Source organism: Vibrio sp. 11-4(1) (assembly GCF_013048625.1).
GTDB lineage: Bacteria > Pseudomonadota > Gammaproteobacteria > Enterobacterales > Vibrionaceae > Vibrio > Vibrio diabolicus.
Genome location: NZ_VHSY01000007.1, coordinates 79,486 through 102,786, shown reverse-complemented (window position 1 = coordinate 102,786; position 23,301 = coordinate 79,486). Strand labels below are relative to the sequence as shown.

The window sequence follows — 23,301 nt, the reverse complement described above, 5'->3', positions numbered from 1 at the left end:
GATACGACTATGAAATTGAACTTCTCTTTATACCGTTACAATCCGGATGTGGATACCAAGCCTTACATGAAAGAGTATACCCTTGAGGTAGACGAAGGCTCAGACATGATGGTGCTTGATGCATTGATTCTGCTAAAAGAGCAAGATCCAAGCATCGCGTTCCGTCGCTCATGCCGTGAAGGGGTATGTGGTTCTGATGGTTTGAACATGAATGGTAAAAATGGTCTAGCGTGTATCACACCGTTATCTGCTCTACAAGGCGATAAGATAGTTATTCGTCCACTGCCAGGGTTACCTGTCGTGCGCGATCTTATCGTTGACATGACGCAGTTCTATGATAACTATGCGAAAGTTAAACCATTCTTGATTGATGATGGTGCATTACCACCATCACGCGAGAACCTACAATCGCCTGATGACCGTGCGCATTTAGATGGATTGTACGAATGTATCATGTGTGCATGTTGTACAACGTCTTGCCCATCATTCTGGTGGAACCCTGACAAATTCATCGGTCCAGCTGGTCTTCTTGCGGCGTACCGTTGGCTAATTGATAGCCGCGATACGGCAACAGATGAACGTTTGTCTGATCTTGATGATGCATTTAGCGTTTTTCGTTGCCATGGCATCATGAATTGTGTAAGTGTTTGTCCTAAGGGATTAAATCCGACGAAAGCCATCGGCCATATTAAGTCGATGCTGGTTAATCGCTCGGTTTAATTTACTCGCTCTTAGGAATGTCGCAGTGTTGCGGATCACCCGATATGACCGCTTCACTGCTTCAAGAATATTTCGAGTAAAGAATACAAAAATTGCCGACTAGTTCTGGTCGGCTCTTATAGCTCGGCAAAGACCGAAGCAAACGTGAAAACTACTGGTTAAGGGAAAATATGCACAACGGCGTGATGAAGGCATGGCTCGAGTCTTCACACTTGGCTGGCGCCAATGCAACGTATGTAGAGGACCTCTACGAACTGTATCTAAGTGATCCCGATCTGGTAAGTGAGGAGTGGAAACGTGTTTTTGAAGGCTTACCTAAGCCGTCAGAAGAAGTGGCAGAACAACCACATTCACGTGTCCGTGACTACTTCCGTCGACTCGCTAGAGAAACAAAGCATTACAATGTCCAAGTTAGTGACCCAGATGTCGATGCAAAACAAGTAAAAGTTCTACAGCTAATCAACGCATACCGTTTCCGCGGACATGAAGCTGCAGAATTAGACCCACTAGGTCTATGGCAACGCCCAACCGTGGCGGAGTTAGACCCTGCTTTTCATAATCTTACCGAAGATGACTTCGAAGAAACTTTCAACGTAGGTTCTTTTGCTGTTGGGCAAGAAACCATGAAGTTGAAAGACATCTATGAAGCCCTCAACAAAACTTACTGCGGTTCCATCGGTGCTGAATACATGCACATGACTGACACAGAGCAAAAACGTTGGATCCAACAACGTCTTGAGTCTGTCGTAGGCCAGCCATCATTCAACAAAGATGAGAAGCGCACATTCCTAGAAGAGCTAACAGCCGCTGAAGGTTTGGAGCGTTACCTCGGGGCGAAATTCCCAGGTGCAAAACGTTTCTCTCTAGAAGGTGGTGACGCACTGATTCCGATGACGAAAGAGTTGATCCGTCACGCGGGAACAAGTGGGATGCGTGAAGTGGTTATCGGTATGGCTCACCGTGGTCGTTTGAACATGCTGGTGAACGTGCTTGGTAAGAAGCCTCAAGATCTGTTCGATGAGTTTGCCGGTAAACACGACGAAACTTGGGGCACGGGTGATGTGAAATATCACCAAGGTTTCTCTGCCGACTTTGCTACCCCAGGTGGTGATGTTCACTTAGCTCTTGCATTTAACCCATCGCATCTAGAAATCGTCAACCCAGTAGTCATGGGGTCGGTGCGAGCACGTCAAGATCGCTTGGGTGATAATCAAGGTAGCAAAGTGCTTCCTATCACTATCCACGGTGACTCTGCAATCGCTGGTCAGGGTGTGGTTGCCGAAACGTTCAACATGTCACTGGCTCGTGGTTTCCAAGTCGGTGGTACGGTGCGTATCGTTATTAACAACCAAGTTGGCTTTACGACGTCTAACCCTCGTGACACGCGTTCAACGATGTACTGTACAGATATCGCTAAGATGGTTCAGGCGCCAATCTTCCATGTGAATGCCGATGACCCAGAAGCAGTTGCTTTTGTTACTCGTATTGCTTTGGATTACCGCAACGAGTTCAAGCGCGATGTCGTGATTGATTTGGTGTGTTACCGTCGCCACGGTCACAACGAGGCCGATGAGCCAAACGCGACTCAGCCTTTGATGTACCAAAAAATCAAAAAACACCCTACACCACGCAAATTGTATGCGGATATTCTGATCGATAAAAACGAATCAGATATCGAGACAGCGACTCAGTTAGTCAATGAGTACCGCGACGCATTAGACCGCGGTGAAGTGGTGGTTAAAGAATGGCGTCCAATGGCGTTGCACTCTGTAGACTGGTCCCCTTACTTAGGGCATGAATGGGATATGGAGTGGGATTCAAAATATGACAAGACGCGTCTTATCGAGTTGGGTAATCGTCTTTGTCAGTATCCAGAAAGCCATAAACTGCAAAGCCGTGTTAATAAGCTTTACAACGATCGCCTAGCAATGATGACCGGTGAAAAAGCAATCGACTGGGGTATGGCCGAAACATTGGCGTATGCAACATTAGTTGATGATGGTAAGCGTATTCGCCTTTCTGGTCAGGATTCGGGTCGTGGTACTTTCTTCCACCGTCACTCGGTTCTTCATAACCAAACAGATGCAAGTACGTACATTCCATTAGCGAATATTCATGACAATCAGGGTCCATTCCAAGTGTTTGACTCAGTACTGTCAGAAGAAGCGGTATTGGCATTTGAATACGGTTACGCAACAGCAGAGCCAGGTGGTTTGACTATCTGGGAAGCGCAGTTTGGTGACTTTGCCAACGGCGCGCAGGTTGTGATTGACCAATTCATCTCGTCAGGTGAGCAGAAATGGGCACGCTTATGTGGTCTCACAATGCTTTTACCTCACGGTTACGAAGGTCAAGGCCCTGAGCACTCCTCTGCACGTCTAGAGCGTTACCTTCAGTTGTGTGCTGAGCAAAATATGCAGGTTGTAGTTCCTTCAACACCGGCTCAGGTATACCACATGATTCGTCGTCAAGTTGTACGCCCAATGCGTCGACCTCTGATTGTTATGTCGCCAAAATCTTTGCTGCGCCATCCCCTATGTACTTCGACAATTGAAGACTTAGCGGACGGTACATTCCAATCTGCAATTCCAGAAGTAGATGATTTAGACCCAAGCAAAGTAAAACGAGTCGTGTTCTGTTCAGGTAAGGTTTATTTTGACCTACTGGAGCAGCGCCGTAACAACGAGCAAGACGATGTCGCTATCGTGCGTATCGAGCAGCTTTATCCATTCCCGATGGAAGAAGTACAAGCAGCGATTGCTCAATACACTAACGTTGAAGACTTCGTGTGGTGTCAGGAAGAGCCTCAGAACCAAGGTGCTTGGTACTGTAGCCAACACAACTTCCGTGCCGCTATTCCTGCAGGTGCAGATCTTAAATACGCAGGTCGCCCAGCTTCTGCTTCGCCAGCAGTTGGCTACATGTCGGTGCACTTGAAACAACAAAAAGCGTTGGTTGAAGACGCTCTGAACGTGAACTCAAAAACTTCGAATTAAGAACTAGAAGTTAAAGGAAGAAACAGATATGACAATTGAAATTCTGGTTCCAGATTTACCTGAATCAGTTGCTGATGCAACCGTAGCGACATGGCACAAACAACCAGGCGACGCAGTAGAGCGTGACGAGGTTTTGGTTGACATCGAGACAGACAAAGTCGTGCTAGAAGTGCCAGCTCCGGAAGCAGGCGTTTTGGAAGCTATCGTTGAAGAAGAAGGTGCGACAGTACTTTCTAAACAAATCATTGCTAAATTGAAGCCAGGTGCAGTTGCAGGTGAGCCTACCGCAGACAAAACAGAAGGTACGGAAGCATCTCCTGATAAACGTCATAAAGCTGCGCTTAGCGAAGAAAGCAATGATGCACTAAGCCCAGCAGTACGTCGTTTATTGGCTGAGCATGGCTTAGAAGCAAGCCAAGTGAAAGGCACTGGCGTTGGTGGTCGTATTACGCGCGAAGATATTGAAGCGCATCTTGCGAACGCTAAAACTGCGCCAAAAGAAGAAGCACCAGCAGTGGTTGACGTGCCGGCAGCGGCTCGTAGCCAAAAACGTGTTCCAATGACTCGCCTGCGTAAGACAGTCGCTAACCGTCTGCTAGAGGCGAAGAACAACACGGCAATGCTAACGACGTTTAACGAAGTGAACATGAAACCAATCATGGACCTTCGTAAGCAGTACAAAGATCAGTTCGAAGAGCGTCACGGTATTCGTTTAGGCTTCATGTCTTTCTACGTGAAAGCTGTAACAGAAGCGCTTAAGCGTTACCCAGAAGTAAATGCTTCGATTGATGGTGATGACATTGTTTACCACAACTACTTCGACATTAGCATGGCGGTATCAACGCCACGTGGTCTAGTTACACCTGTCCTAAAAGACTGTGACAAGCTTGGTTTCGCTGATGTTGAAAAAGGCATCAAAGAACTGGCTATCAAAGGTCGTGATGGCAAGCTAACGGTAGACGAGCTAATGGGCGGTAACTTCACTATCACAAACGGTGGTGTGTTCGGTTCACTAATGTCTACACCAATCATCAACCCACCTCAATCAGCGATTCTTGGTATGCATAAGATCCAAGAGCGTCCGATGGCAGTGGATGGCAAAGTTGAAATCTTGCCGATGATGTACCTAGCGCTGTCTTACGATCACCGCCTAATTGATGGTCGCGAGTCTGTTGGCTTCCTAGTGACGATTAAAGAGTTGCTAGAAGATCCAGCACGTCTCCTATTAGACGTTTAATATCGCTAAAACGTCTAGTTATCGTAGGTAGCTAGACGTTAAAAATTTCAATGGCTAGACTAGCTCAACGTCTGGCCTTCATTTGAATCCCACACCATGAGGACTCGTGATGAGGGATTGATTTGAGAAGACCCTACAGACGTACAAGCAGCCAAGACTGCAGCGTTATGGAAATAATAAATCCCTTAAGGGAAAAACAAACGGAATATCGAAATGAATTTGCATGAATACCAAGCCAAACAGCTGTTTGCAGAATTCGGTTTGCCTGTGCCAGAAGGCTACGCGTGTGATACACCACAAGAAGCTTTTGAAGCCGCAGGCCGTATCAGTACAGAAAAGAAAGTAGTTAAATGTCAGGTTCACGCTGGTGGCCGTGGTAAAGCGGGCGGTGTAGAGCTGCACGATACAAAAGAAGGCGTTAAAGAGTTTGCACAAAAGTGGTTAGGTAAAAACCTAGTGACTTACCAAACTGACGCTAACGGTCAGCCAGTTACAAAAATCCTTGTTGAAGAAGCATCAAACATTGCAAACGAATTATACCTAGGTGCGGTTGTTGACCGTGCAAGCCGTAAGATCGTTTTCATGGCTTCAACAGAAGGTGGTGTTGAAATCGAAAAAGTTGCGGAAGAAACGCCGGAGCTTATCCACAAAGCTGCAATCGATCCACTAGTAGGCCCACAAGCTTACCAAGGTCGCGAGCTTGCGTTCAAACTTGGTCTTGAAGGCGACCAAATCAAACAATTCGTTAAGATCTTCATGGGTCTTGGCACGATGTTCGCCCAGTACGATCTTGCTCTACTTGAGATCAACCCGCTTGTGGTTACTGGTGAAGGCAACCTGCTATGTCTTGATGGTAAGATCAACATCGATTCAAACGCTCTTTACCGTCAGCCTAAGCTTCGTGAAATGCACGATCCATCACAAGAAGATGAGCGTGAAGCACACGCAGCTCAGTGGGAACTGAACTACGTAGCACTAGACGGTAACGTTGGCTGTATGGTTAACGGTGCAGGCCTAGCAATGGGTACGATGGATATCGTAAACCTACACGGCGGCAAACCAGCTAACTTCCTAGACGTAGGTGGCGGCGCGACGAAAGAGCGTGTTGCTGAAGCATTCAAGATCATCCTATCAGATGACAACGTGAAAGCGGTACTTGTTAACATCTTCGGTGGTATCGTACGTTGTGACATGATCGCAGAAGGTATTATCGGTGCGGTTAAAGAAGTAGGTGTAAGCGTACCTGTTGTTGTTCGTCTAGAAGGTACTAACGCTGACCTAGGTCGCGAAGTTCTTGCTAATTCTGATGTTGATATCATTGCTGCTGAGTCGCTAACGGATGCTGCTCAGAAAGTTGTTGCTGCTGCGGAGGCTAAATAATGTCTGTATTAATTAACAAAGACACTAAAGTAATCTGTCAGGGTTTCACTGGTGGTCAAGGTACTTTCCACTCAGAGCAAGCTATCGCATACGGCACTCAGATGGTTGGTGGTGTGTCTCCAGGTAAAGGTGGCCAAACTCACCTAGGTCTACCTGTATTCAACACAGTTCGCGAAGCAGTAGAAGCAACTGGCGCAACAGCGACAGTAATCTACGTTCCAGCACCTTTCTGTAAAGATGCAATTCTAGAAGCGATTGATGCGGGCATCGAGCTAATCGTAACAATCACGGAAGGCATCCCTACAACAGATATGATCGACGTGAAAGTGAAGCTAGAAGAAACTGGCGTTCGTATGATCGGTCCTAACTGTCCGGGTGTTATCACTCCTGATGAGTGTAAGATCGGTATCATGCCTGGTCACATCCACAAGAAAGGTAAAGTAGGTATCGTATCTCGCAGCGGTACTCTAACTTACGAAGCAGTTAAGCAAACAACTGACGAAGGTTTCGGCCAGTCTACTTGTGTTGGTATCGGTGGTGACCCAATCCCAGGTTCAAACTTCATTGATATTCTAAAACTGTTCCAAGAAGACCCTGAAACTGAAGCGATTGTTATGATCGGTGAAATCGGTGGTACAGCAGAAGAAGAAGCAGCAGCATACATTAAAGAAAACGTAACGAAGCCAGTGGTTTCCTACATTGCTGGTGTAACTGCTCCTCCTGGTAAACGTATGGGCCACGCTGGTGCGATTATCTCTGGCGGTAAAGGTACTGCTGAAGACAAATTTGCAGCACTAGAAGCGGCGGGCGTTAAGACTGTGAAATCTCTAGCAGAGATCGGCCAAGGTCTACGTGAAGTAACGGGCTGGTAATTTCCAACTCGAAGCTTAAAGCTAAAAAAGCCTAGCAATTATTGCTAGGCTTTTTTGTATCAAGGTACTTTTTACGATTTTTGGCGAATAAATTGGCTAAGCATAAACAGAGATGTTGCGCTGATTACTACTGATGGGCCAGCCGGCGTATCGAAGTGCCATGATAGGCTAAGCCCCATTAGTACTGCCACAGAGCCAATAATAGATGCGAACAGTGCCATTTGCTCTGGTGATGAAGAGACCTTACGTGCTGTTGCTGCTGGGATGATCAGCAAAGAAGTCATGATAAGTGCCCCAACAAACTTCATTCCTACGGCAATCACAACACCTACCATAAGCATTAACACCAATCTAACCAAGTCTGTATTGACGCCCTCGACGGCAGCAAGCTCTTCACTAACTGTGCTCGACAATAAAGGTCGCCAAAAAACGTAAAGACACACACTAACAGCAGCGACACCTGCGTAAATGAACATCAGATCTTGCGGAGATACTGCGAGTAAGTCACCGAACAAGTAACTCATCAGATCTACACGGACATTATCCAAGAAACTAACAGAAACTAGACCAACAGATAATGCGCTATGGGCGAGTATACCCAGAAGCGTATCGGTTGCGACCAGTTGTTGTTTCTGCAATGTCACGAGCAATACGGCGAGTGCTAAACAGCAAACGAGTAGTGCAAGATAAAGGTTCACGTTGAGCAGAAAGCCTAATGCCAAACCCATCAATGAAGCATGTGCCAGGGTATCACCGAAGTAAGCCATTTTGCGCCAAACGACGAATGACCCAAGAGGACCTGCAATGATCGCGATGCCAATACCAGCCAGAATAGAAGGTAGAAGAAACTCAATCATGGTGATGATGTCCGTGTTTATGGTTGGAGCATGATGTCGCATCGCCAGTTACTGGCGTTCCGGATAAATCGTGATGATGATGCTCGTGGTCGTGATGATAAAACGCGAGCGATTCTCTCGCTGCATTGCCAAATAGCGCGATGTAAGAAGGGTGCTGAGTAATCGTGGCAGGTGAACCAGAGCAGCAAACATGGTGATGCAGACAAATGACATCATCTGTTTTGGCCATTACTAAATGTAAGTCGTGTGACACCATAAATACACCGCAATCGAATCGGTGACGAATGCTTTCAATTAGATCGTAGAGATCGATTTGACCTTGAATATCCACACCCTGCGCAGGTTCATCTAGCACTAACAGCTCTGGGCGTTGAAGCAAAGCACGCGCAAGTAATACGCGTTGGTTTTCACCACCTGACAAGCGATGCATGTTACTACTAATTAAATGCTCAGCGCCAACAAGCCTTAATGCATCAATACATTCTTGTTTACTGTATTTTCCTGCTAAATTTAGAAAACGGGTGACATTCAATGGAAGAGAGTCATTGAGCTTCAATTTTTGAGGAACATAACCAATTTTTAGTTTTCTTTGTCGGTTTAATTTGCCGCTAGTCGGTTTTTGAAGGCCTAAAATGACTTTGACTAACGTTGATTTTCCCGCTCCATTGGGACCAATTAGGGTTGTTATTTTGCCCTTTTGTAATTCCATACTAATGTTATCGAGAACTCTGCGGCCATCGAACTCGACGCATAAGTGCTCAAGATGGACTAAGGAAGACATGAATGAAACTCATTTGCAAATCAATAATGTTATAATGTAACATTATCACACTTTCTACACCATATCCCAAGTAAAACTATGAAAAGAGCATTAATTCTTGCTGCGTCAGCGATGCTAACGTTGCCAGCACACGCAGTAACGGTACTAACGAGTATCAAACCTATTCAGTTATTAGTGACAGAACTTACTCAAGGTGTGACTTCGCCAGATGTATTACTGCAATCTAACACTTCGCCCCATGATTACGCTTTACGCCCATCTGATGTTAAGAAAATCGCTTCTGCTGATTTAGTTATTTGGTACGGAAATGATCTCGAACCGTTTCTGGAAAAAGTCGTGTCAGACAGATCGAATACTCTGACTATTAGTCAAATTCCAGATCTAAATTTGCGTGAGTTTGATAGTGAGCACAACCATGACCATGATGGCCACGATCATGGTTCACATGATCCGCACTTTTGGTTAGGTGTAAGTCAAGCACAACAAGTTGCCAAGGCTGTCGTGAATCAACTGGGATCACTTGATCCGGAAAATGCAGCACAGTACCAAGAAAACCTTAAAAAATTTGAAACTGAGCTCAGCCAGACGGACCTAGAGATCAAGAAGAAATTATCGCCAGTGAAAGACAAAGGTTACTTTGTCTTTCACGATGCTTATGGTTATTTCGAAGAGCGTTATGAGTTAAATCAAATGGGGCACTTCACCGTGAGCCCGGATCGTAAGCCGGGAGCAAAAACCTTAATCCAAATTCGTCAAAAGTTAAGTTCAGGAGATGTAGCCTGCGTGTTTTCTGAACCTCAGTTTACTCCAGCTGTCGTTCAGAGCGTGATGCGAGGTAGCAAAGTTGCCAAAGGTGAACTTGACCCATTAGGGAGCACAATTGAAGCAAAACCGGGCAGTTACTTTACTTTTCTCAACAATATGGCGAATAATTTTGAGCAGTGCTTGAGCCAAAAGACGGATTAAGTAGTGTTGTTGTGTAGGAATAGTCCTTTTAACGTGATCCAGTAGTAAGAATTACAACCTTTGGCAAGGTGAGCCTTTTCTCAAACAGTAATTGAGATATCATTATCAATAATTAGCAGCTCAAAATAACCGTATAAGTCCATGTTGTAGAAGATATGGACGGTGAGCGCCGAGCATAAATTGATATAAAAGGTTTTCGTCTTGCTACGCCAATTAGCCCTTGTCTTGTTGGGCTTTTTCCTATCTTTCCAAGCATTTGCTCTTCATAATGCGAATGCCATCTTTTACCCTTTGCCGACTCAGGTTAAGGGTACTTTTATTGCGGCTAAAAAATTGTTCTTGGGTGAGCAAGGGGGCTTGTGGATTCACGACGTGCATGGGCGGGTGTTGTTTTATGATGGCCAAAATATCCTACCTAAATCAGGCAGTTTTTTACAAATGTCTGCCAAGCAACTGGCTTATCATGAAGGCTCGTTCTGGACCTTTGTTGAGAATGAGGTGTATCAAACTTATCCAAATCAAGAAAGACGTTTAGTCTTTAGCTTAAACCCCGGGTCGCAAATAAGAAAAATCGGTTCTTCTGAAGATTATATTTGGGTTAGTGATGGCGCACATTTCTATACTTACAACATCGATACTAACGAGTTAAAGTCCTTTTCTTTGTTGCAGCTCTATCAACATAGCAACAATAGCTATGTTTATATTAACGATGCAGTTCTGCTCGAAGAGAAGTGGGCACTTGCTACAACTTCTGGCTTTTATCTTTCAGAAGGAGATAAGTTTGACCATGTAGTCGCTTCAGGTCAGAACTACATTGAAAAGATCTACTACTCACACACGCGCAGAGAAATTCTGGTAGGAACGTTGCGTGGGGCATTAATTTTCAATATTTATCAACCTGATAAAGAGGTGATTAAGATTGGCGGCTCTCATGTGTTGACTTTCGCTGAGACAAATCAAGAGTACTGGGTGGGGACTGAGCATGGTCTGTATTTATACTCATTCTTGTCAGGTGAAGTGACAGAAGTCGAGCCTGCAAGCTTTCTTGAACTGGAGCTGGATAATACAAAGATCTATTCGCTACTGAGTGACAACATGGGAGGGATGTGGATCGCGACTAACCAAGGCATTCGTTATTACTCCTTGTTTAGTAAAAAGTTTGAACGAGTAACCTTCAGTAGTTACGACTCGCAAACCTTATCAGGGCGAATTCGACAAACCTCCACAGGACCTGATGATGCGCTTTGGTTCGCGGATGACCGAAAGCTTTATCGGACAGGTGAGAGTGGCAACATCAAAGTCTTGGAACTTGATTCGCAGATCAATGAATTTGCATTTCAAGGTGGGATGCTTTGGCTTGCGACCTCTAAAGGGCTCGAAATATTCGAGCTGAATGGTCTTAACAAAGTGACATTTCCTTATTTACAGGTTATGGCTGGACACGCAGTGGAGCACGTGACTGTAGATGGTAATGATCGTCTCTGGGTATCAAGCGGATACCATCTTTACAATGTTGATATAACCAAGCAAAGCGTAAGAAACTTTGGAAGTGAGTGGCTAGTAAGTCAGTACTTACCAGCTAAGGTTACGCGTTTATACGACACTGAAGACTCTCTATTGATAGGGACCGATCATGGGGTTTATCAATACAGCAATGAAAACATCCAGTTCATCCGCTATTCCGAAAAATTTGGTGAATCATTAGACATGGTCACGGCGGTTGATGGCAGTCAGTGGTTTGCGTCATCCTACGGCGTTTTTAAAACGATTAAAGGACGTGACGAGAAACGTGTTGTTGAAATGAGTGTGCCCAACGCGCGACCTGCTTGCTTGATCAGAGACAGGCAAGGCGTGTGGTTAGCCTCTTCTGTCGGACTAAGCTATTACCACCTTTCGGGTGAATTAGTGAAACATTATTCATCGGCGTCTGGCTTAATGAACAACGAGTTTCTACCAGGAATTTGCAGTGTTATACAGTACACAGAAGATGGTGAGCGAGAGCTCGTCCTAGGATCGAAATACGGGTTGGTAAAAGCTGAAGCATCCAAGCTGCTTGTGTCCAACCCTCCAGAGTCGAAGTTTATCGTGAGCCAAGTTGTGCTTGAAAACGAGGTTCTACAAGTTGGTAGCGCCGATTTGAATGGAATAAAATTACCGTATGGCTCCTCTCTAAGTTTCTTATTTGGCGTGATGCCAAAACCAGACAGTCAAAACTTGTATTATCGATTGAATAACGATGACCCTTGGCAAACGCTAGAGGGAGGCCAACTGACTCTAGAGCATCTCAATTCCGGTGAATACCATCTACAGGTAAGTAATGAGTCTCAAGTCGCTGCTGGATTGGTTGGGCTCGAGTCGTATTTTATTGTGCTTAATCCTTGGTATTTATCGCAACTCGCAATTTTAGGTTTTGTGGTAGCGAGTATTGCCATGGTTGCACTACTTATGTACTGGCGTTCTCGCTATGTTGTACAGGCTAACCGTGATTTAGCTGCGCAAGTGACACTCAAAACTAACCAGTTGAGGCATCAAAGCCGAGTGTTGTTGACGAGTAACCAACAGCTACGTAAACAGATTCAAGTCAGAAACCTGTTGGTTGATCACGTGGCGCAATCTATTAAGTCCAGTGTCGATTTTATAGCGGCAAAATTACCCATACCTTTGGATGCAGCTACGGAAGATCATCTGGCGAAAACAACATGGCAATTAAATGAGTTAAAAAGTGTTCCTGGTGAAGCTAGCGGCGGCAGTCACAATTACAATTTGAGTCAGATAACTCAATCGGTGGTTGATGTATGGCAAGATGATTTTTCGAAGGCTGGGATTATGGTGGAGCTTGAAGATGAGAGAAAAACAAGTCGAATTGCTCTGGAAAGCTTTAACCTTGATGTTATCTTCAACAGCATTTTTGCCAATATCATCAAGCGTTCTTTCCGAGGCCAAACGGTGAGAATCATGCTAGAAGAGGGCAATGATATTGTTTCATTGAGTTTTCTTGATTATGGGACGCAACTGCCTAATAAAGTCACGACCGGGCGTCCATCTAATATGAACCACTCTGAATTGAGTATTGATCATCTTGCCCAGTTAGTGACAACGAGTGGAGGATACTTGGCGGTATTTACTTCCGACGCTCAAAATAAAATCGAAATTACATGGCCAACTGCGAAGGAAATGAGTTATGTGGATGAATCTTTGCAAGAATTTGAGTCTGAACCTATCGTCGAAGATAAAGTGACCCCAGAGAAAGAATGGTTGCAAAAAGTCTATCAGCTGGTGGCTGAGCATTACCATGACCCTGAGTTTGGTACTGCTTTAGCGGCTAAAATGCTGTTCATGTCAGAACGCTCTTTACAGAGGCGCTTTAAATCAGCCTCGTCAAGAACGTTAAAAGATTATGTAACCGAAGTTCGTTTAGAAACGGCGTGTGAGCAGTTATTAGCGGGCGAGAAAATCAGCGAAGTAGCGTTTAACTGCGGCTTTAATGATCCTTCTTACTTTAGCCAAAAGTTTAAATTGCATTTTGGTTTGCCTCCTTCCAAGTTTGCTTTGACTCAAGAAAGCCAAGAAACCAACTAAAAACCCTCATTACACACTCCCTAGTGAATATTCAAAAGACTGGGGAGCTGCTTATAGCGCTCTACTATTCTAGAGCTACCAATGCAGTGATTCTCATTGCTTCTTCATCACATCTAGCCTACAAATCCATTCTCAATACGTAAGCACGGTCACGCTCTATCTGTTAGTAGCGCTGTTCTTAGCTATAACCATACATGGCTTAAGAGGACGGATTTACCTACGGCGACAAATAGATGAATGGTTGTATTTTTGTATCTAGAGTGCGTTGGTTCATTTGAGTAGTGGGGGTATGCGAAATTCGTGAAAACAGAACTGTGCTGAAAAGGTGGATAAGATAAAGAGTTTAGAGAGAGATGAAAAAAAATATCGTGGTATAGCCGGGGGGACTATACCACGGGTGTCAATGACACCTTCGCTTGCTGCCGGAGTGACATGTTGCCATGCCACCTCTGGAATTCATTTGAGAGGTTGCCCTCTCGATGGAGTAACTATACGAGAGGTTACTTATTTTTCTTATAAAAATAACGCCATGTTGATATGAGAAAAACGACAAAGTTTTAAATGTCATCTAAACTATTGTTTTATGTGGAAATTTTTATCTTTACCATTTGTTTGTGACATTTTTATTTCATTGGTCGTGATTTTTAATTGTTAATTTTGACGTAAATAACGAGAGGAAATTTACGGAGTTGACGTTTGAAAGCATGAAAACATTTATGAAATCTTTGATTTCACACAAGGATTGAAGGGTTATAGGAGAGTAATATTGGCAGCCTAAACTTATTAAATAATAATATTTCTCATTAGCAATACTCTTAAGGGCCACTATGAAGTTATCAGAGATTAATCCTGGCGATACGGTGACGATTCGGTTGTTAGATGGTCTTTCATCAGATATCAGAAAGAAACTCATGGTAATGGGGCTGCTTCCCAATACAGAAGTCAAAGTGATTCGACGTGCTCCAATGGGCGATCCTTTACAAGTCGAAGTCCGTGGTGTGTCTGTCGCATTGCGAGAAACCATTGCTCAGAAAATTGAAGTGGAGCGAGTGTAATGCAATATCAAGTGCTTACCGTAGGTAATCCTAATAGTGGTAAAACGACGCTATTTAATGGTTTGACGGGCGCAAAACAGCAAGTTGGTAACTGGGCAGGCGTCACCGTTGAAAAGAAAACGGGACAATTCAAACATGCGGGTGACGAGTTTTTGCTCACTGACCTTCCTGGTATTTACTCGTTAGACAGTGGTAATGATAGCAATAGTATTGACGAATCCATTGCATCGCGTGCGGTTCTAACTCATCCTGCCGATCTCATTATCAACGTGGTTGATGCCACGAGTTTAGAGCGCAGCTTATATATGACGTTACAACTTCGCGAACTTGGCCGTCCTATGATTGTTGTTCTCAACAAAATGGATGCACTAAAACGTGAACGTCAAATGATTAACGTTTCAGAGCTTGAGAAAACGTTAGGTTGTCCTGTAGTAAGTTTATCTGCAACCAATAAAACTCAAGTTGCAGAGTTTAAAGAAAAACTTCATAAGTCCATTGTTCAAGGGGTCGCGCTTAAAGAGTTATCTTTGCATTACGGTGAAAAGATGGAGTCGGCGATTCAAACTGTTTCCGCACTTTTTAACGATCAAACCGTCGCCCATCGTGCATTAGCGATTCGTGCGCTTGAAAAAGACACGATGGTTCTCAATAGCCTTTCCGATATTGATAGAAGCAAAGTATTGGAAGTCATTGCGACTTTAGACTTGGATATCGATTTGCATGTCGCGGATACCAAGTACACATACCTGCATGAACAGTGTAAAAAAGTTCGCCGAAGCGAAGGCAAGCTAAGCCGTAGCGTGACTGAAAAACTCGACCAATTTATTTTGAACAAGTGGATTGGGATCCCATTCTTCTTTGTTGTTATGTACTTGATGTTTATGTTCTCGATTAACATCGGTAGTGCATTTATCGACTTTTTTGACATTGGTGTAGGCGCATTGCTGGTTGATGGTGGACACCACTTATTAGATGGTCACCTCCCCGTATGGCTAGTTACGGTGATTGCTGATGGTTTAGGCGGCGGTATTCAAACAGTTGCGACCTTTATCCCGGTCATTGCGTGTTTGTACTTATTCCTTGCTGTGCTTGAGAGCTCGGGTTACATGGCACGCGCCGCGTTTGTGCTTGATAAAGTGATGCAGAAAATCGGCTTGCCGGGTAAAGCGTTTGTCCCTTTGGTTCTTGGTTTTGGCTGTAACGTTCCGTCAATCATGGCAACGCGCACGCTAGACCAAGAGCGTGAGCGCAAGTTGGCTGCGTCGATGGCACCGTTTATGTCATGTGGTGCTCGCTTACCTGTGTACGCTTTATTTGCTGCCGCTTTCTTCCCAGGCTCTGGTCAAAACATTGTGTTTGCACTTTACCTACTTGGTATTGTCGCCGCGGTGTTTACCGGTTTGTTCCTCAAGCACACGCTGTATCCTGGCAGCAGTGATAGCTTGGTGATGGAAATGCCTGACTATGAGCTTCCGACATTGCAGAACGTCGTGATCAAAACTTGGCAAAAACTTAAGCGGTTTGTATTGGGTGCAGGTAAAACCATCGTAGTGGTTGTTGCTATCTTGAGCTTCCTCAACTCGCTAGGAACTGACGGTACATTCGGTAATGAAGACAGTGATAAATCGGTTCTATCAAAAGCCGCTCAGGTTGTGACGCCAGTGTTTGCACCAATTGGTATTCAAGAGGATAACTGGCCAGCAACGGTTGGTATTATTACTGGTATCTTCGCGAAAGAGGCAGTCGTGGGCACATTGAACAGCTTATATACTACGCCAACCGATGGAGAGGATGCAGAATTTGATCTTATGGGTAGCCTAGAAGAAGCGGTGATGAGCATTCCTGAAAACCTAGCAGGGCTGAGCTATTCTGATCCTCTGGGGATTGACGTCGGTGATTTAGCAGATTCTCATGCAGTCGCAGAGGAGCAAGAAATTGATGAATCGATCTTTGGTAACATAAAAGAGAAATTTGTTTCTGGTCATGCTGCTTTTGCGTACCTAATTTTTATCTTACTTTACACTCCTTGTGTGGCTGCGATGGGTGCCTATGTTCGAGAATTCGGCAATAACTTTGCGCGCTTTATAGCGGTATGGACAATGGGGCTCGCGTACTTGAGTGCGACTTTCTATCATCAGCTTATGCATTTCGCTGATAGCCCTATCACCAGCGGCGTTTGGATTGCCGCAATTATTGCGATTTTCTTTGGCACGTACCGCGTTTTCAAGCGCGTAGGCAAGAAACATCAAGGCGAGTTTGAGGCGCAAGTCGTATGATTTTAAAAGAGCTTTATCAATATATTGCCGAAAAAGGAACGGTTTCCCAATCTGAGCTAGCAAAACAGTTCGGAATGAGTGAAGACGGTGCAGACGCCATGTTAAGTGTATGGATTAACAAAGGTCGCATTTCTCGCTTGGTAGATACAAATAAAGCTCATCATATAACGCGAATACGCTATGCAGTCACAAAGCACGATGGTTTGTCACTTACCGTAACCATGTAGTAAGAGCAATGAACCATCGCGCAAAAACAACAAAGCCGCATCAGCAATGATGCGGCTTTTTACTTTCTGCCTGAATTAAAAGTTATATAACGGTTACGCTTTACGGAAGATAGAGCTTAACGACAACACATTACGAATTCGGTTAAGAATCTCTTCTTGTTCTTCGTCAGTACGAAACTCACCTTTGGTGTTACCCCAAACTGGTCCCGGCCATGCCATATCGTCTTTAAAGCGAGCAACATGGTGAATGTGCAGCTGTGGCACCATGTTACCTAGGGCACCAAGATTTAACTTGTCTGGGCGGAATGTCGCTTCGAGTGCTTGGCTTACCGCTTGAGATTCGAGCAAAAACTGTTGTTGCTCTTGCATTGGCAAGTGGTGTAGCTCTTTCAAATTTTCGCGTTTAGGCACCAAGATAACCCATGGCACAGCATTATCTTTATGAAGAAGAGCGACGCAAAGTGGGAAGTGACCAATCACCGAAGTGTCTTTTGCCAATTGAGGATGAAGTTCAAAACTCATTATTGCTGTCCGATTAATTTTTAGTTTGAAGTAGTATACGACAGATAAAACAAAAGGTTGACGCTTTCACGTCAACCTTCGTCATCATTTAGCTTGTGCTACTTAAGCTAACTACGTAAAAGCGGATTACATACGCTCTAGAGTATCGATACCCAGTAGAGACAGACCTTGCTTGATGGTCTTCGCTGTTAGCGCAGCTAGTTTCAGACGGCTTTGTTTCACTGCTTCGTCTTCAGCAACTAGGATAGGGCACGCTTCGTAGAAGCTAGAGAACTGACCTGCTAGTTCGAATAGGTAGCTACACATGATGTGTGGTTGGCCTTCGCGAGCAACAGATTGCACCGCTTCTTCGAACTGCATAAGTTTAGCAATAAGTGCTTTCTCTTTCTCATCAGTGATTTTGATGTCACCTTGGAGAGCATCCATAGCAACACCAGCTTTAGCGAAAATTGAAGCTACACGAGTGTATGCATATTGCATGTATGGTGCTGTGTTGCCTTCAAACGCTAACATGTTGTCCCAATCGAACACGTAGTCAGTCGTACGGTGTTTAGATAAGTCAGAGTATTTAACCGCTGCCATTGCAACTGTTTTAGAGATCTTCTCTTTTTCTTCCGCATCTAGTTCAGGGTTTTTAGATTCGATCAGCTGTGCTGCGCGAACTTCTGCTTCATCCAGAAGATCTGCCAAACGAACGGTACCACCCGCACGAGTCTTGAATGGCTTTCCGTCTTTACCCAGCATCATGCCGAACGCGTGGTGCTCAAGAGATACAGACTCAGGCACATAGCCCGCTTTACGAACAATCGTCCAAGCTTGCATTAGGTGCTGGTGTTGACGTGAGTCGATGAAGTAAAGCACACGGTCTGCGCTTAGCTCTTCATAACGATATTTTGCACATGCGATATCTGTTGTTGTGTATAGGAAACCGCCATCGCGTTTTTGAACGATAACGCCCATTGGTTCGCCATCTTTGTTCTTGTATTCATCTAGGAATACAACTTGCGCGCCATCATCTTCAACGGCAAGACCTTGTTCTTTTAGGTCTGCAACGATCTTAGGAAGCATGTCGTTGTACATGCTTTCGCCCATTACGTCGTCACGAGTCAGTGACACGTTTAGACGGTCGTAGTTGCGCTGGTTTTGGATCATGGTTACATCAACGAGTTTTTTCCACATTTCTGCACAGTACTCGTCACCGCTTTGCAGTCTTACCACGTAGTTTCGCGCCTTTACTGCGAACTCTTCATCTTCATCGTATAGCTTTTTCGATTCGCGGTAGAAGCCTTCAAGGTCCGCAAGTTCCATAGAAACTTCGCCAGACTCTTGTTGTACGCGCTCAAGGTTTGCGATAAGCATACCGAACTGAGTACCCCAGTCACCGATGTGGTTCGCGCGGATCACTTTGTGACCTAAGAACTCAAGCGTACGTACCACTGCATCACCGATGATGGTTGAACGCAGGTGACCTACGTGCATTTCTTTTGCTACGTTTGGTGCAGAGTAGTCGGCAACGATGGTTTGCGCTTCTTCTTTAGCTACGCCAAGACGTTCGTCTGCTAGCGCCGCGTCGGCTTGTTTCGCAAGGAACTCTTCGCTTAGGAAAATGTTGATGAAACCAGGGCCAGCGATTTCTGTTTTGCTCGCAATATCATCTAGGTCTAGAACATCCAGTACTTTCTGTGCAAATTCTCGTGGGTTAGTACCCAGTTTTTTAGCAACGCCCATTACGCCGTTTGCTTGGTAATCACCAAATTGTGGCTTTGCTGATTGGCGAACGGCTGCAGGACTACCTGCAGGTGCGCCAGCGGCTTCTAGAGCCTGAGATACTTTGTCATTAATAAGTGCTTGGATATTCACACGCGTTTCCTTCAATTCAAGGACAAAGAACTCGGCAGAATGTACGCCGAGCTCTGTTAGAGTTCACAAAAATGGGGCTAATCATAACAACTTTATTGCTTTTCATACAGAGATGAATAGGCGAAATTTTTACTTTTTCGATTGAATGGAAATGTGGCTTAGTTTGCGTTTACTATTGCGCTCAAAGTAATGAGATAAATCGCCCCATAAGAGAGCCATAATGACGACTCAACTAGTTGAAAAGCGCCTAACGCCTGAATTGATGATCCAAGATCTGGACGCATTTATGGCGAAGATTGAAGAGCTTGCAACCCTGTTAAAACTGGATCTGAGCTTTGCTCAAGCTGACCATATTGCGCTGCGTATTAATGATACTGAAACAGCGAAAGCCGCGCATGAAGCATGGAATCAATACGGTAAGGTGATTTCACAAGCGAAAATAAACGGTCGCCCAATCATCGTTATCGAATTCGACAAAGCGTTGGAAAGCCGTGGCTGGAAGATTGAGTGTCTGGAGCTGCCATACCCTGCGGAAGGCAAAATCTACCCAAATGAAAGCTGGGAACATGTGGAGTTTGTGATTCCGTCTCATGCCGAAACCGCAGATGAGTTTCTTGCTGATTTGAAACACACTTACCCAGCGTTTGGCGCGCGTTTTAATGAGTTGGAAGAGCTGGGTGTAAAGAGCAAATTGTCGAGCCCGAAAGGGGAAGGCGAACGCTTGAACAACCCAACCGTGGCGTTTAAGTACCAAGGCATTTGTATCAAGCTGCACCCGCATTCACTTAAGCGTATTGTGGAGTCTGAGCAGGCGTAAAACGCTAGAGTGAAAATTGCTGAGTTGCGAGAGGCAAAAAGGGAGCCGAGGCTCCCTTTCGTAAGCGAATCACTATTTAGCCAGTGACTTGCTTTTTGGGTTGGTAATGGAAAGTTTTTTGCCTTTCAACTCTTCATCTAGAGTTAGTGTGAAAGTCTTTGGAAACGGCATTCGTTTACAATGATCCACTTTGTTCCTGACGATTGTGAGTAGGGCTTCCGTTGAAGAGTTTTGCTCTATTTTTAAGCTAAAGTCATCGTTCTTACTGCAGCCATTAGACTCGGCGATAAATGAAATTTGACTATCGCTAGCTTGGTACGCTTCTACCATGATTGCTTGGTGTTCAGACTCTTGACCTTGCTGCAATTCTGTATTTGCCGAGCAAGCGACTAAGCTGATTGAGCTCAAACCAAGCAGCATTGTTTTGAGTATATATTGCATCTTATTGTCCTTTTTTGCGACGCAGGAAAGGACCTGCGGCTAGCAACATTAGTAGGCTAATTGAGAAGCTACCGCCTGAACTCGATGTTGTTGTTACGCTGCTCTCGCTAGTGTTATCTGAACTAACTGACATCTTGATATTGCGAATATACGCTTGCGCGTTGTAACCACCGCTAAACTCGTAGTTTTTCAGATAAGCAAAAGTAACCGTGTTTGACTTCCGGTAAAGATCGATAGAAAGTTCATTGTACTCAAGAAGCTGGCGAGTGTAGTCATACTCTTGGCCATTGACGTAAACGACAAAAACATCGAAACCATCTGACAAGACTTTAAAGTCCATTGATAGTTTGCCTTTTGGAAGATCGGTTAAATACAAGATGGATGCGCCAGCAGACGTTCCCATGTCTGCTGATTGAAGTTCACCATTTTCAGCGGTCCAAGCGTGTTCATTGGTGTACACGTTTGCGCCAGCTAGCGTAACGGCACTGCTCAATGAGCTGCTTGCTTTATCAATACCACTATATATTAAGGTAGTCGAAAGTTTAGATAGTTTCGGATGATCAGTAGAGACTTCAATCGTTTCAACTGAGTGCGAGTAGCTTGGGTAGTAACCTACCGTAATTTGACAGCTCTGAGATGGTGCCAGTGTCGAAGTACAGGTATTTTTGGCGAGGCTGATTCCGCTTGTTAGGGTAACGCCCGTGATGTTAATTGGCGTATTCACCTCGTCATTACGAATAGTAAAGGTCTCTTGCTGCGCTTTTCGCTCAACGAAATGAAGATCTCGATACTGAGTGTAGCTGATAGTATTACGATGACTATCTATCCAGCCGTTGTGCTGAAAATGAGCGACGTTTGCGTAAACACCATAAGCATTTGGTTGAGCACATCCATCACCCCAACTGACCACCCCTAATAATTTGTTGATGCCGTTATCGTCAACGATGAGCGGACCGCCGCTATCTCCTTGGCAGCTATCTTTACCTCCCCAATAGTATCCGGCGCAAATGCCGTCATCTGATACATTAGAGTAATTTCCCGATAGGTTTTGGCAGGTTGCTCGATCTACGTATTCCAAATCAACTTGTTGTAAAACGGTTGGGTATACTCGGTCTGTCGTGGACGTATTTCCCCATCCAGCCACGTGCAACTTATCTCCTACGCGTACACTATCCAAAAGCTCTGGCGTTGCCAGATCGATAGTCGCGCTATCGACATTGCGTTCTAATTCGATAAGAGCGATGTCATTGTTCGTTGTATTACTGTTATATGCAGTATGCGAGTAGATATTGTTAACCGCGATGCGCTGCGCGTGAGACTCGTTGTTTTGATCATAAAGACCAAGAGCGATATCAATATCGTCCGCATTAAGACCTTCCACACAGTGCGCAGCAGTTAATACGTATTTTCCACCAAGGAAACTACCGCCACAGAAGTGACCAATAGATGTTGGCTGTCCTTTACGGACCAGTGAAGCAATAAACTTCCAGTCGGAAGTATTAGCTGGCTCGCCGCCAATAATGCGAGTGGATACATCATTCTGAACAGGCTTAAGAGTATCTGCGATTGTGGTTGCTGGCAAAGTCAGCCCAATCAGAAAAGCCACTAACGTTTTTTTCATTTTAATTCCGTAATATTAACATGGTTTATTATAAGGGGACCAAATGATAAACGGAATCATTCTCTCAGTAAATGGTTGTAGTGAAATGAAAAATTATAATATATCGGTTTAATTTTGATGGTTAGAGTCGGGGGGATATCCCTGAAAAGATGAAACCCGCCAAGTTGGACGGGTTTCATTCTCGTTGTAACTAGTGCGGAGGGATTACAGGATCACTGTTTTATTTCCATAAACAAAGACGTGGTCGTTAATGACTTTATTCAACGCTTTGCTCAACACATTCTTTTCTACATCGCGTCCCGCTTGTGCCATATCTTGGGCATTGAATGTATGGTCGACAGGAATTACGTCTTGCTTGATGATCGGCCCTTCATCTAAATCATTAGTCACGAAGTGTGCCGTTGCACCGATGATTTTCACACCGCGATCGTAAGCTTGTTGATATGGCTTAGCGCCAATAAAAGCAGGTAAGAAGCTGTGATGAATATTAATGATTTTGTGGTGGTATTTCTCAACAAACGTAGGCGTCAATACGCGCATGTATTTAGCTAACACCAAAAAGTCAGCATCGTATTGATCGATCACTTCTAGCATCTTCTGCTCGTGTTCTTCACGGCTAAGGTTTTCATGGGTCACGTGGTGGTAAGGAATGTCGAAGCGCTCAGTGAGAGTTTGCAGTTTGTCGTAATTCCCTACCACAGCGGCGATCTCAACATCTAGGCTTCCGTCGTAGGTTTTCATCAGAATATCGCCTAAACAATGCGCTTCTTTTGTGACGAGAATGACGATGCGCTTACGGCGAGAGCCAACCAATTTACGCTTAGCACCTTGCGGGAGAGCTTGGTCCAAGTCGGCAAGAAACGTTTGATCGTTGAAGTATCCCTCCAGCTCCGTTCTCATGAAAAAGTGGCCACTGGTATTATCAACAAATTCGTTATTGTGAACGATGTTGAGTTGGTGCTTGTAACAGATATTAGTAATTTTCGAGATGAGACCCGGGGCGTCAGAACAGTGGGTCAACAGTGTTTTCTTTTCCATAAATCAGGTACTTCCATGCATTAATATTTTAGCGTACGAATTTGTTATTATTCCCT

General features: G+C 44.7%; 18 protein-coding genes. 11 read left to right on the top strand and 7 right to left on the bottom strand.

The features are described from left to right. Positions 1-9: 9 nt before the first annotated feature. The 5 genes from FKN16_RS15315 to sucD all read left to right on the top strand — a co-directional run bounded on the left by FKN16_RS15315 (position 10) and on the right by sucD (position 7,205). Entirely contained in the window at positions 10-720 is a 711-nt protein-coding gene (locus FKN16_RS15315) for a succinate dehydrogenase iron-sulfur subunit (RefSeq protein WP_005382174.1), read from the top strand. A 170-nt stretch (positions 721-890) separates the two neighbouring features. Further along, positions 891-3,716 carry a 2-oxoglutarate dehydrogenase E1 component gene (gene sucA / locus FKN16_RS15310; RefSeq protein ID WP_005393014.1) on the top strand — a complete coding sequence of 942 codons (2,826 nt, stop codon included), beginning with the start codon at positions 891-893 and terminating at the stop codon, positions 3,714-3,716. Between the two features lie 28 nt (positions 3,717-3,744). Beyond that, positions 3,745-4,953 (top strand): 2-oxoglutarate dehydrogenase complex dihydrolipoyllysine-residue succinyltransferase, encoded by a 1,209-nt coding sequence (gene odhB / locus FKN16_RS15305; RefSeq protein WP_047009527.1) that lies wholly within the window; start codon positions 3,745-3,747, stop codon positions 4,951-4,953. A gap of 213 nt (positions 4,954-5,166) precedes the next feature. Next, positions 5,167-6,333 (top strand): ADP-forming succinate--CoA ligase subunit beta, encoded by a 1,167-nt coding sequence (gene sucC / locus FKN16_RS15300; protein ID WP_005393009.1) that lies wholly within the window; start codon positions 5,167-5,169, stop codon positions 6,331-6,333. Next, a complete protein-coding gene (sucD, locus tag FKN16_RS15295) occupies positions 6,333-7,205 on the top strand; it encodes a succinate--CoA ligase subunit alpha (protein ID WP_005382181.1) in 873 nt (290 codons plus the stop codon). Before sucC ends, sucD begins: the two co-directional genes overlap by 1 nt. 71 nt (positions 7,206-7,276) lie before the next feature. Here sucD and znuB read toward each other — a convergent pair whose 3' ends face one another. Both znuB and znuC read right to left on the bottom strand, forming a co-directional pair. Continuing rightward, a complete protein-coding gene (znuB, locus tag FKN16_RS15290; protein ID WP_046874250.1) occupies positions 7,277-8,062 on the bottom strand; it encodes a zinc ABC transporter permease subunit ZnuB in 786 nt (261 codons plus the stop codon). Continuing rightward, entirely contained in the window at positions 8,055-8,843 is a 789-nt protein-coding gene (znuC, locus tag FKN16_RS15285; RefSeq protein ID WP_006742704.1) for a zinc ABC transporter ATP-binding protein ZnuC, read from the bottom strand. Before znuC ends, znuB begins: the two co-directional genes overlap by 8 nt. Positions 8,844-8,921: 78 nt before the next feature. Here znuC and znuA point away from each other — a divergent pair, with 78 nt between their 5' ends. The 5 genes from znuA (at position 8,922) to FKN16_RS15260 (ending at position 16,946) form a co-directional block, all read left to right on the top strand. Continuing rightward, complete coding sequence (gene znuA, locus FKN16_RS15280; RefSeq protein WP_170903056.1) at positions 8,922-9,809, top strand: zinc ABC transporter substrate-binding protein ZnuA; 888 nt, start codon at positions 8,922-8,924, stop codon at positions 9,807-9,809. 201 nt (positions 9,810-10,010) lie between these two features. Next, positions 10,011-13,388 carry a helix-turn-helix domain-containing protein gene (locus tag FKN16_RS15275; RefSeq protein WP_170903055.1) on the top strand — a complete coding sequence of 1,126 codons (3,378 nt, stop codon included), beginning with the start codon at positions 10,011-10,013 and terminating at the stop codon, positions 13,386-13,388. Between the two features lie 827 nt (positions 13,389-14,215). Continuing rightward, the gene (locus FKN16_RS15270) at positions 14,216-14,443 is read left to right on the top strand and encodes a FeoA family protein (protein WP_005382190.1); all 228 of its coding nucleotides are present in this window, start codon (positions 14,216-14,218) and stop codon (positions 14,441-14,443) included. Continuing rightward, positions 14,443-16,719 (top strand): Fe(2+) transporter permease subunit FeoB, encoded by a 2,277-nt coding sequence (gene feoB / locus FKN16_RS15265; RefSeq protein WP_109168613.1) that lies wholly within the window; start codon positions 14,443-14,445, stop codon positions 16,717-16,719. The genes FKN16_RS15270 and feoB overlap by 1 nt, the downstream gene beginning before the upstream one ends. Beyond that, the gene (locus FKN16_RS15260) at positions 16,716-16,946 is read left to right on the top strand and encodes a FeoC-like transcriptional regulator (RefSeq protein WP_005396058.1); all 231 of its coding nucleotides are present in this window, start codon (positions 16,716-16,718) and stop codon (positions 16,944-16,946) included. Before feoB ends, FKN16_RS15260 begins: the two co-directional genes overlap by 4 nt. A gap of 93 nt (positions 16,947-17,039) precedes the next feature. Here the strand turns inward: FKN16_RS15260 and FKN16_RS15255 are convergent, their stop codons facing one another. Together FKN16_RS15255 and argS are read right to left on the bottom strand one after the other, a co-directional pair. Then, positions 17,040-17,468, bottom strand: coding sequence for an HIT domain-containing protein (locus FKN16_RS15255; RefSeq protein ID WP_046874244.1), 429 nt, complete (start codon positions 17,466-17,468; stop codon positions 17,040-17,042). Between the two features lie 126 nt (positions 17,469-17,594). Then, positions 17,595-19,328, bottom strand: a complete 1,734-nt coding sequence (gene argS, locus FKN16_RS15250; RefSeq protein WP_170903054.1) for an arginine--tRNA ligase — start codon at positions 19,326-19,328, stop codon at positions 17,595-17,597. Between the two features lie 220 nt (positions 19,329-19,548). On the opposite strand from argS, the gene FKN16_RS15245 reads away from it, so the two are divergent. Beyond that, complete coding sequence (locus FKN16_RS15245) at positions 19,549-20,145, top strand: VOC family protein (RefSeq protein WP_047009520.1); 597 nt, start codon at positions 19,549-19,551, stop codon at positions 20,143-20,145. Positions 20,146-20,217: 72 nt separating this feature from the next. On the opposite strand, the gene FKN16_RS15240 is transcribed toward FKN16_RS15245, so the two are convergent. From FKN16_RS15240 to purU, 3 genes are all read right to left on the bottom strand, one after another. Beyond that, the gene (locus FKN16_RS15240) at positions 20,218-20,586 is read right to left on the bottom strand and encodes a hypothetical protein (protein ID WP_048626132.1); all 369 of its coding nucleotides are present in this window, start codon (positions 20,584-20,586) and stop codon (positions 20,218-20,220) included. 1 nt (position 20,587) lies between these two features. Next, positions 20,588-22,207 (bottom strand): serine protease, encoded by a 1,620-nt coding sequence (locus tag FKN16_RS15235; protein WP_170903053.1) that lies wholly within the window; start codon positions 22,205-22,207, stop codon positions 20,588-20,590. Positions 22,208-22,411: 204 nt separating this feature from the next. Next, on the bottom strand, positions 22,412-23,245 hold the full coding sequence (gene purU / locus FKN16_RS15230; RefSeq protein WP_005382206.1) for a formyltetrahydrofolate deformylase: 834 nt from the start codon (positions 23,243-23,245) through the stop codon (positions 22,412-22,414). Between the last annotated feature and the right edge of the window lie 56 nt (positions 23,246-23,301).

Bases quoted from the DNA above. Each gene is read 5' to 3' on its own strand.
- feoB (WP_109168613.1), top strand. From the start codon at position 14,443: ATGCAATATCAAGTGCTTACCGTAGGTAATCCTAATAGTGGTAAAACG.
- sucA (WP_005393014.1), top strand. From the start codon at position 891: ATGCACAACGGCGTGATGAAGGCATGGCTCGAGTCTTCACACTTGGCT.
- FKN16_RS15245 (WP_047009520.1), top strand. From the start codon at position 19,549: ATGACGACTCAACTAGTTGAAAAGCGCCTAACGCCTGAATTGATGATC.
- znuA (WP_170903056.1), top strand. From the start codon at position 8,922: ATGAAAAGAGCATTAATTCTTGCTGCGTCAGCGATGCTAACGTTGCCA.
- FKN16_RS15240 (WP_048626132.1), bottom strand. From the start codon at position 20,586: ATGCAATATATACTCAAAACAATGCTGCTTGGTTTGAGCTCAATCAGC.
- sucC (WP_005393009.1), top strand. From the start codon at position 5,167: ATGAATTTGCATGAATACCAAGCCAAACAGCTGTTTGCAGAATTCGGT.
- FKN16_RS15315 (WP_005382174.1), top strand. From the start codon at position 10: ATGAAATTGAACTTCTCTTTATACCGTTACAATCCGGATGTGGATACC.
- purU (WP_005382206.1), bottom strand. From the start codon at position 23,245: ATGGAAAAGAAAACACTGTTGACCCACTGTTCTGACGCCCCGGGTCTC.
- FKN16_RS15235 (WP_170903053.1), bottom strand. From the start codon at position 22,207: ATGAAAAAAACGTTAGTGGCTTTTCTGATTGGGCTGACTTTGCCAGCA.
- znuC (WP_006742704.1), bottom strand. From the start codon at position 8,843: ATGTCTTCCTTAGTCCATCTTGAGCACTTATGCGTCGAGTTCGATGGC.
- FKN16_RS15270 (WP_005382190.1), top strand. From the start codon at position 14,216: ATGAAGTTATCAGAGATTAATCCTGGCGATACGGTGACGATTCGGTTG.
- odhB (WP_047009527.1), top strand. From the start codon at position 3,745: ATGACAATTGAAATTCTGGTTCCAGATTTACCTGAATCAGTTGCTGAT.
- FKN16_RS15260 (WP_005396058.1), top strand. From the start codon at position 16,716: ATGATTTTAAAAGAGCTTTATCAATATATTGCCGAAAAAGGAACGGTT.
- znuB (WP_046874250.1), bottom strand. From the start codon at position 8,062: ATGATTGAGTTTCTTCTACCTTCTATTCTGGCTGGTATTGGCATCGCG.
- sucD (WP_005382181.1), top strand. From the start codon at position 6,333: ATGTCTGTATTAATTAACAAAGACACTAAAGTAATCTGTCAGGGTTTC.
- FKN16_RS15255 (WP_046874244.1), bottom strand. From the start codon at position 17,468: ATGAGTTTTGAACTTCATCCTCAATTGGCAAAAGACACTTCGGTGATT.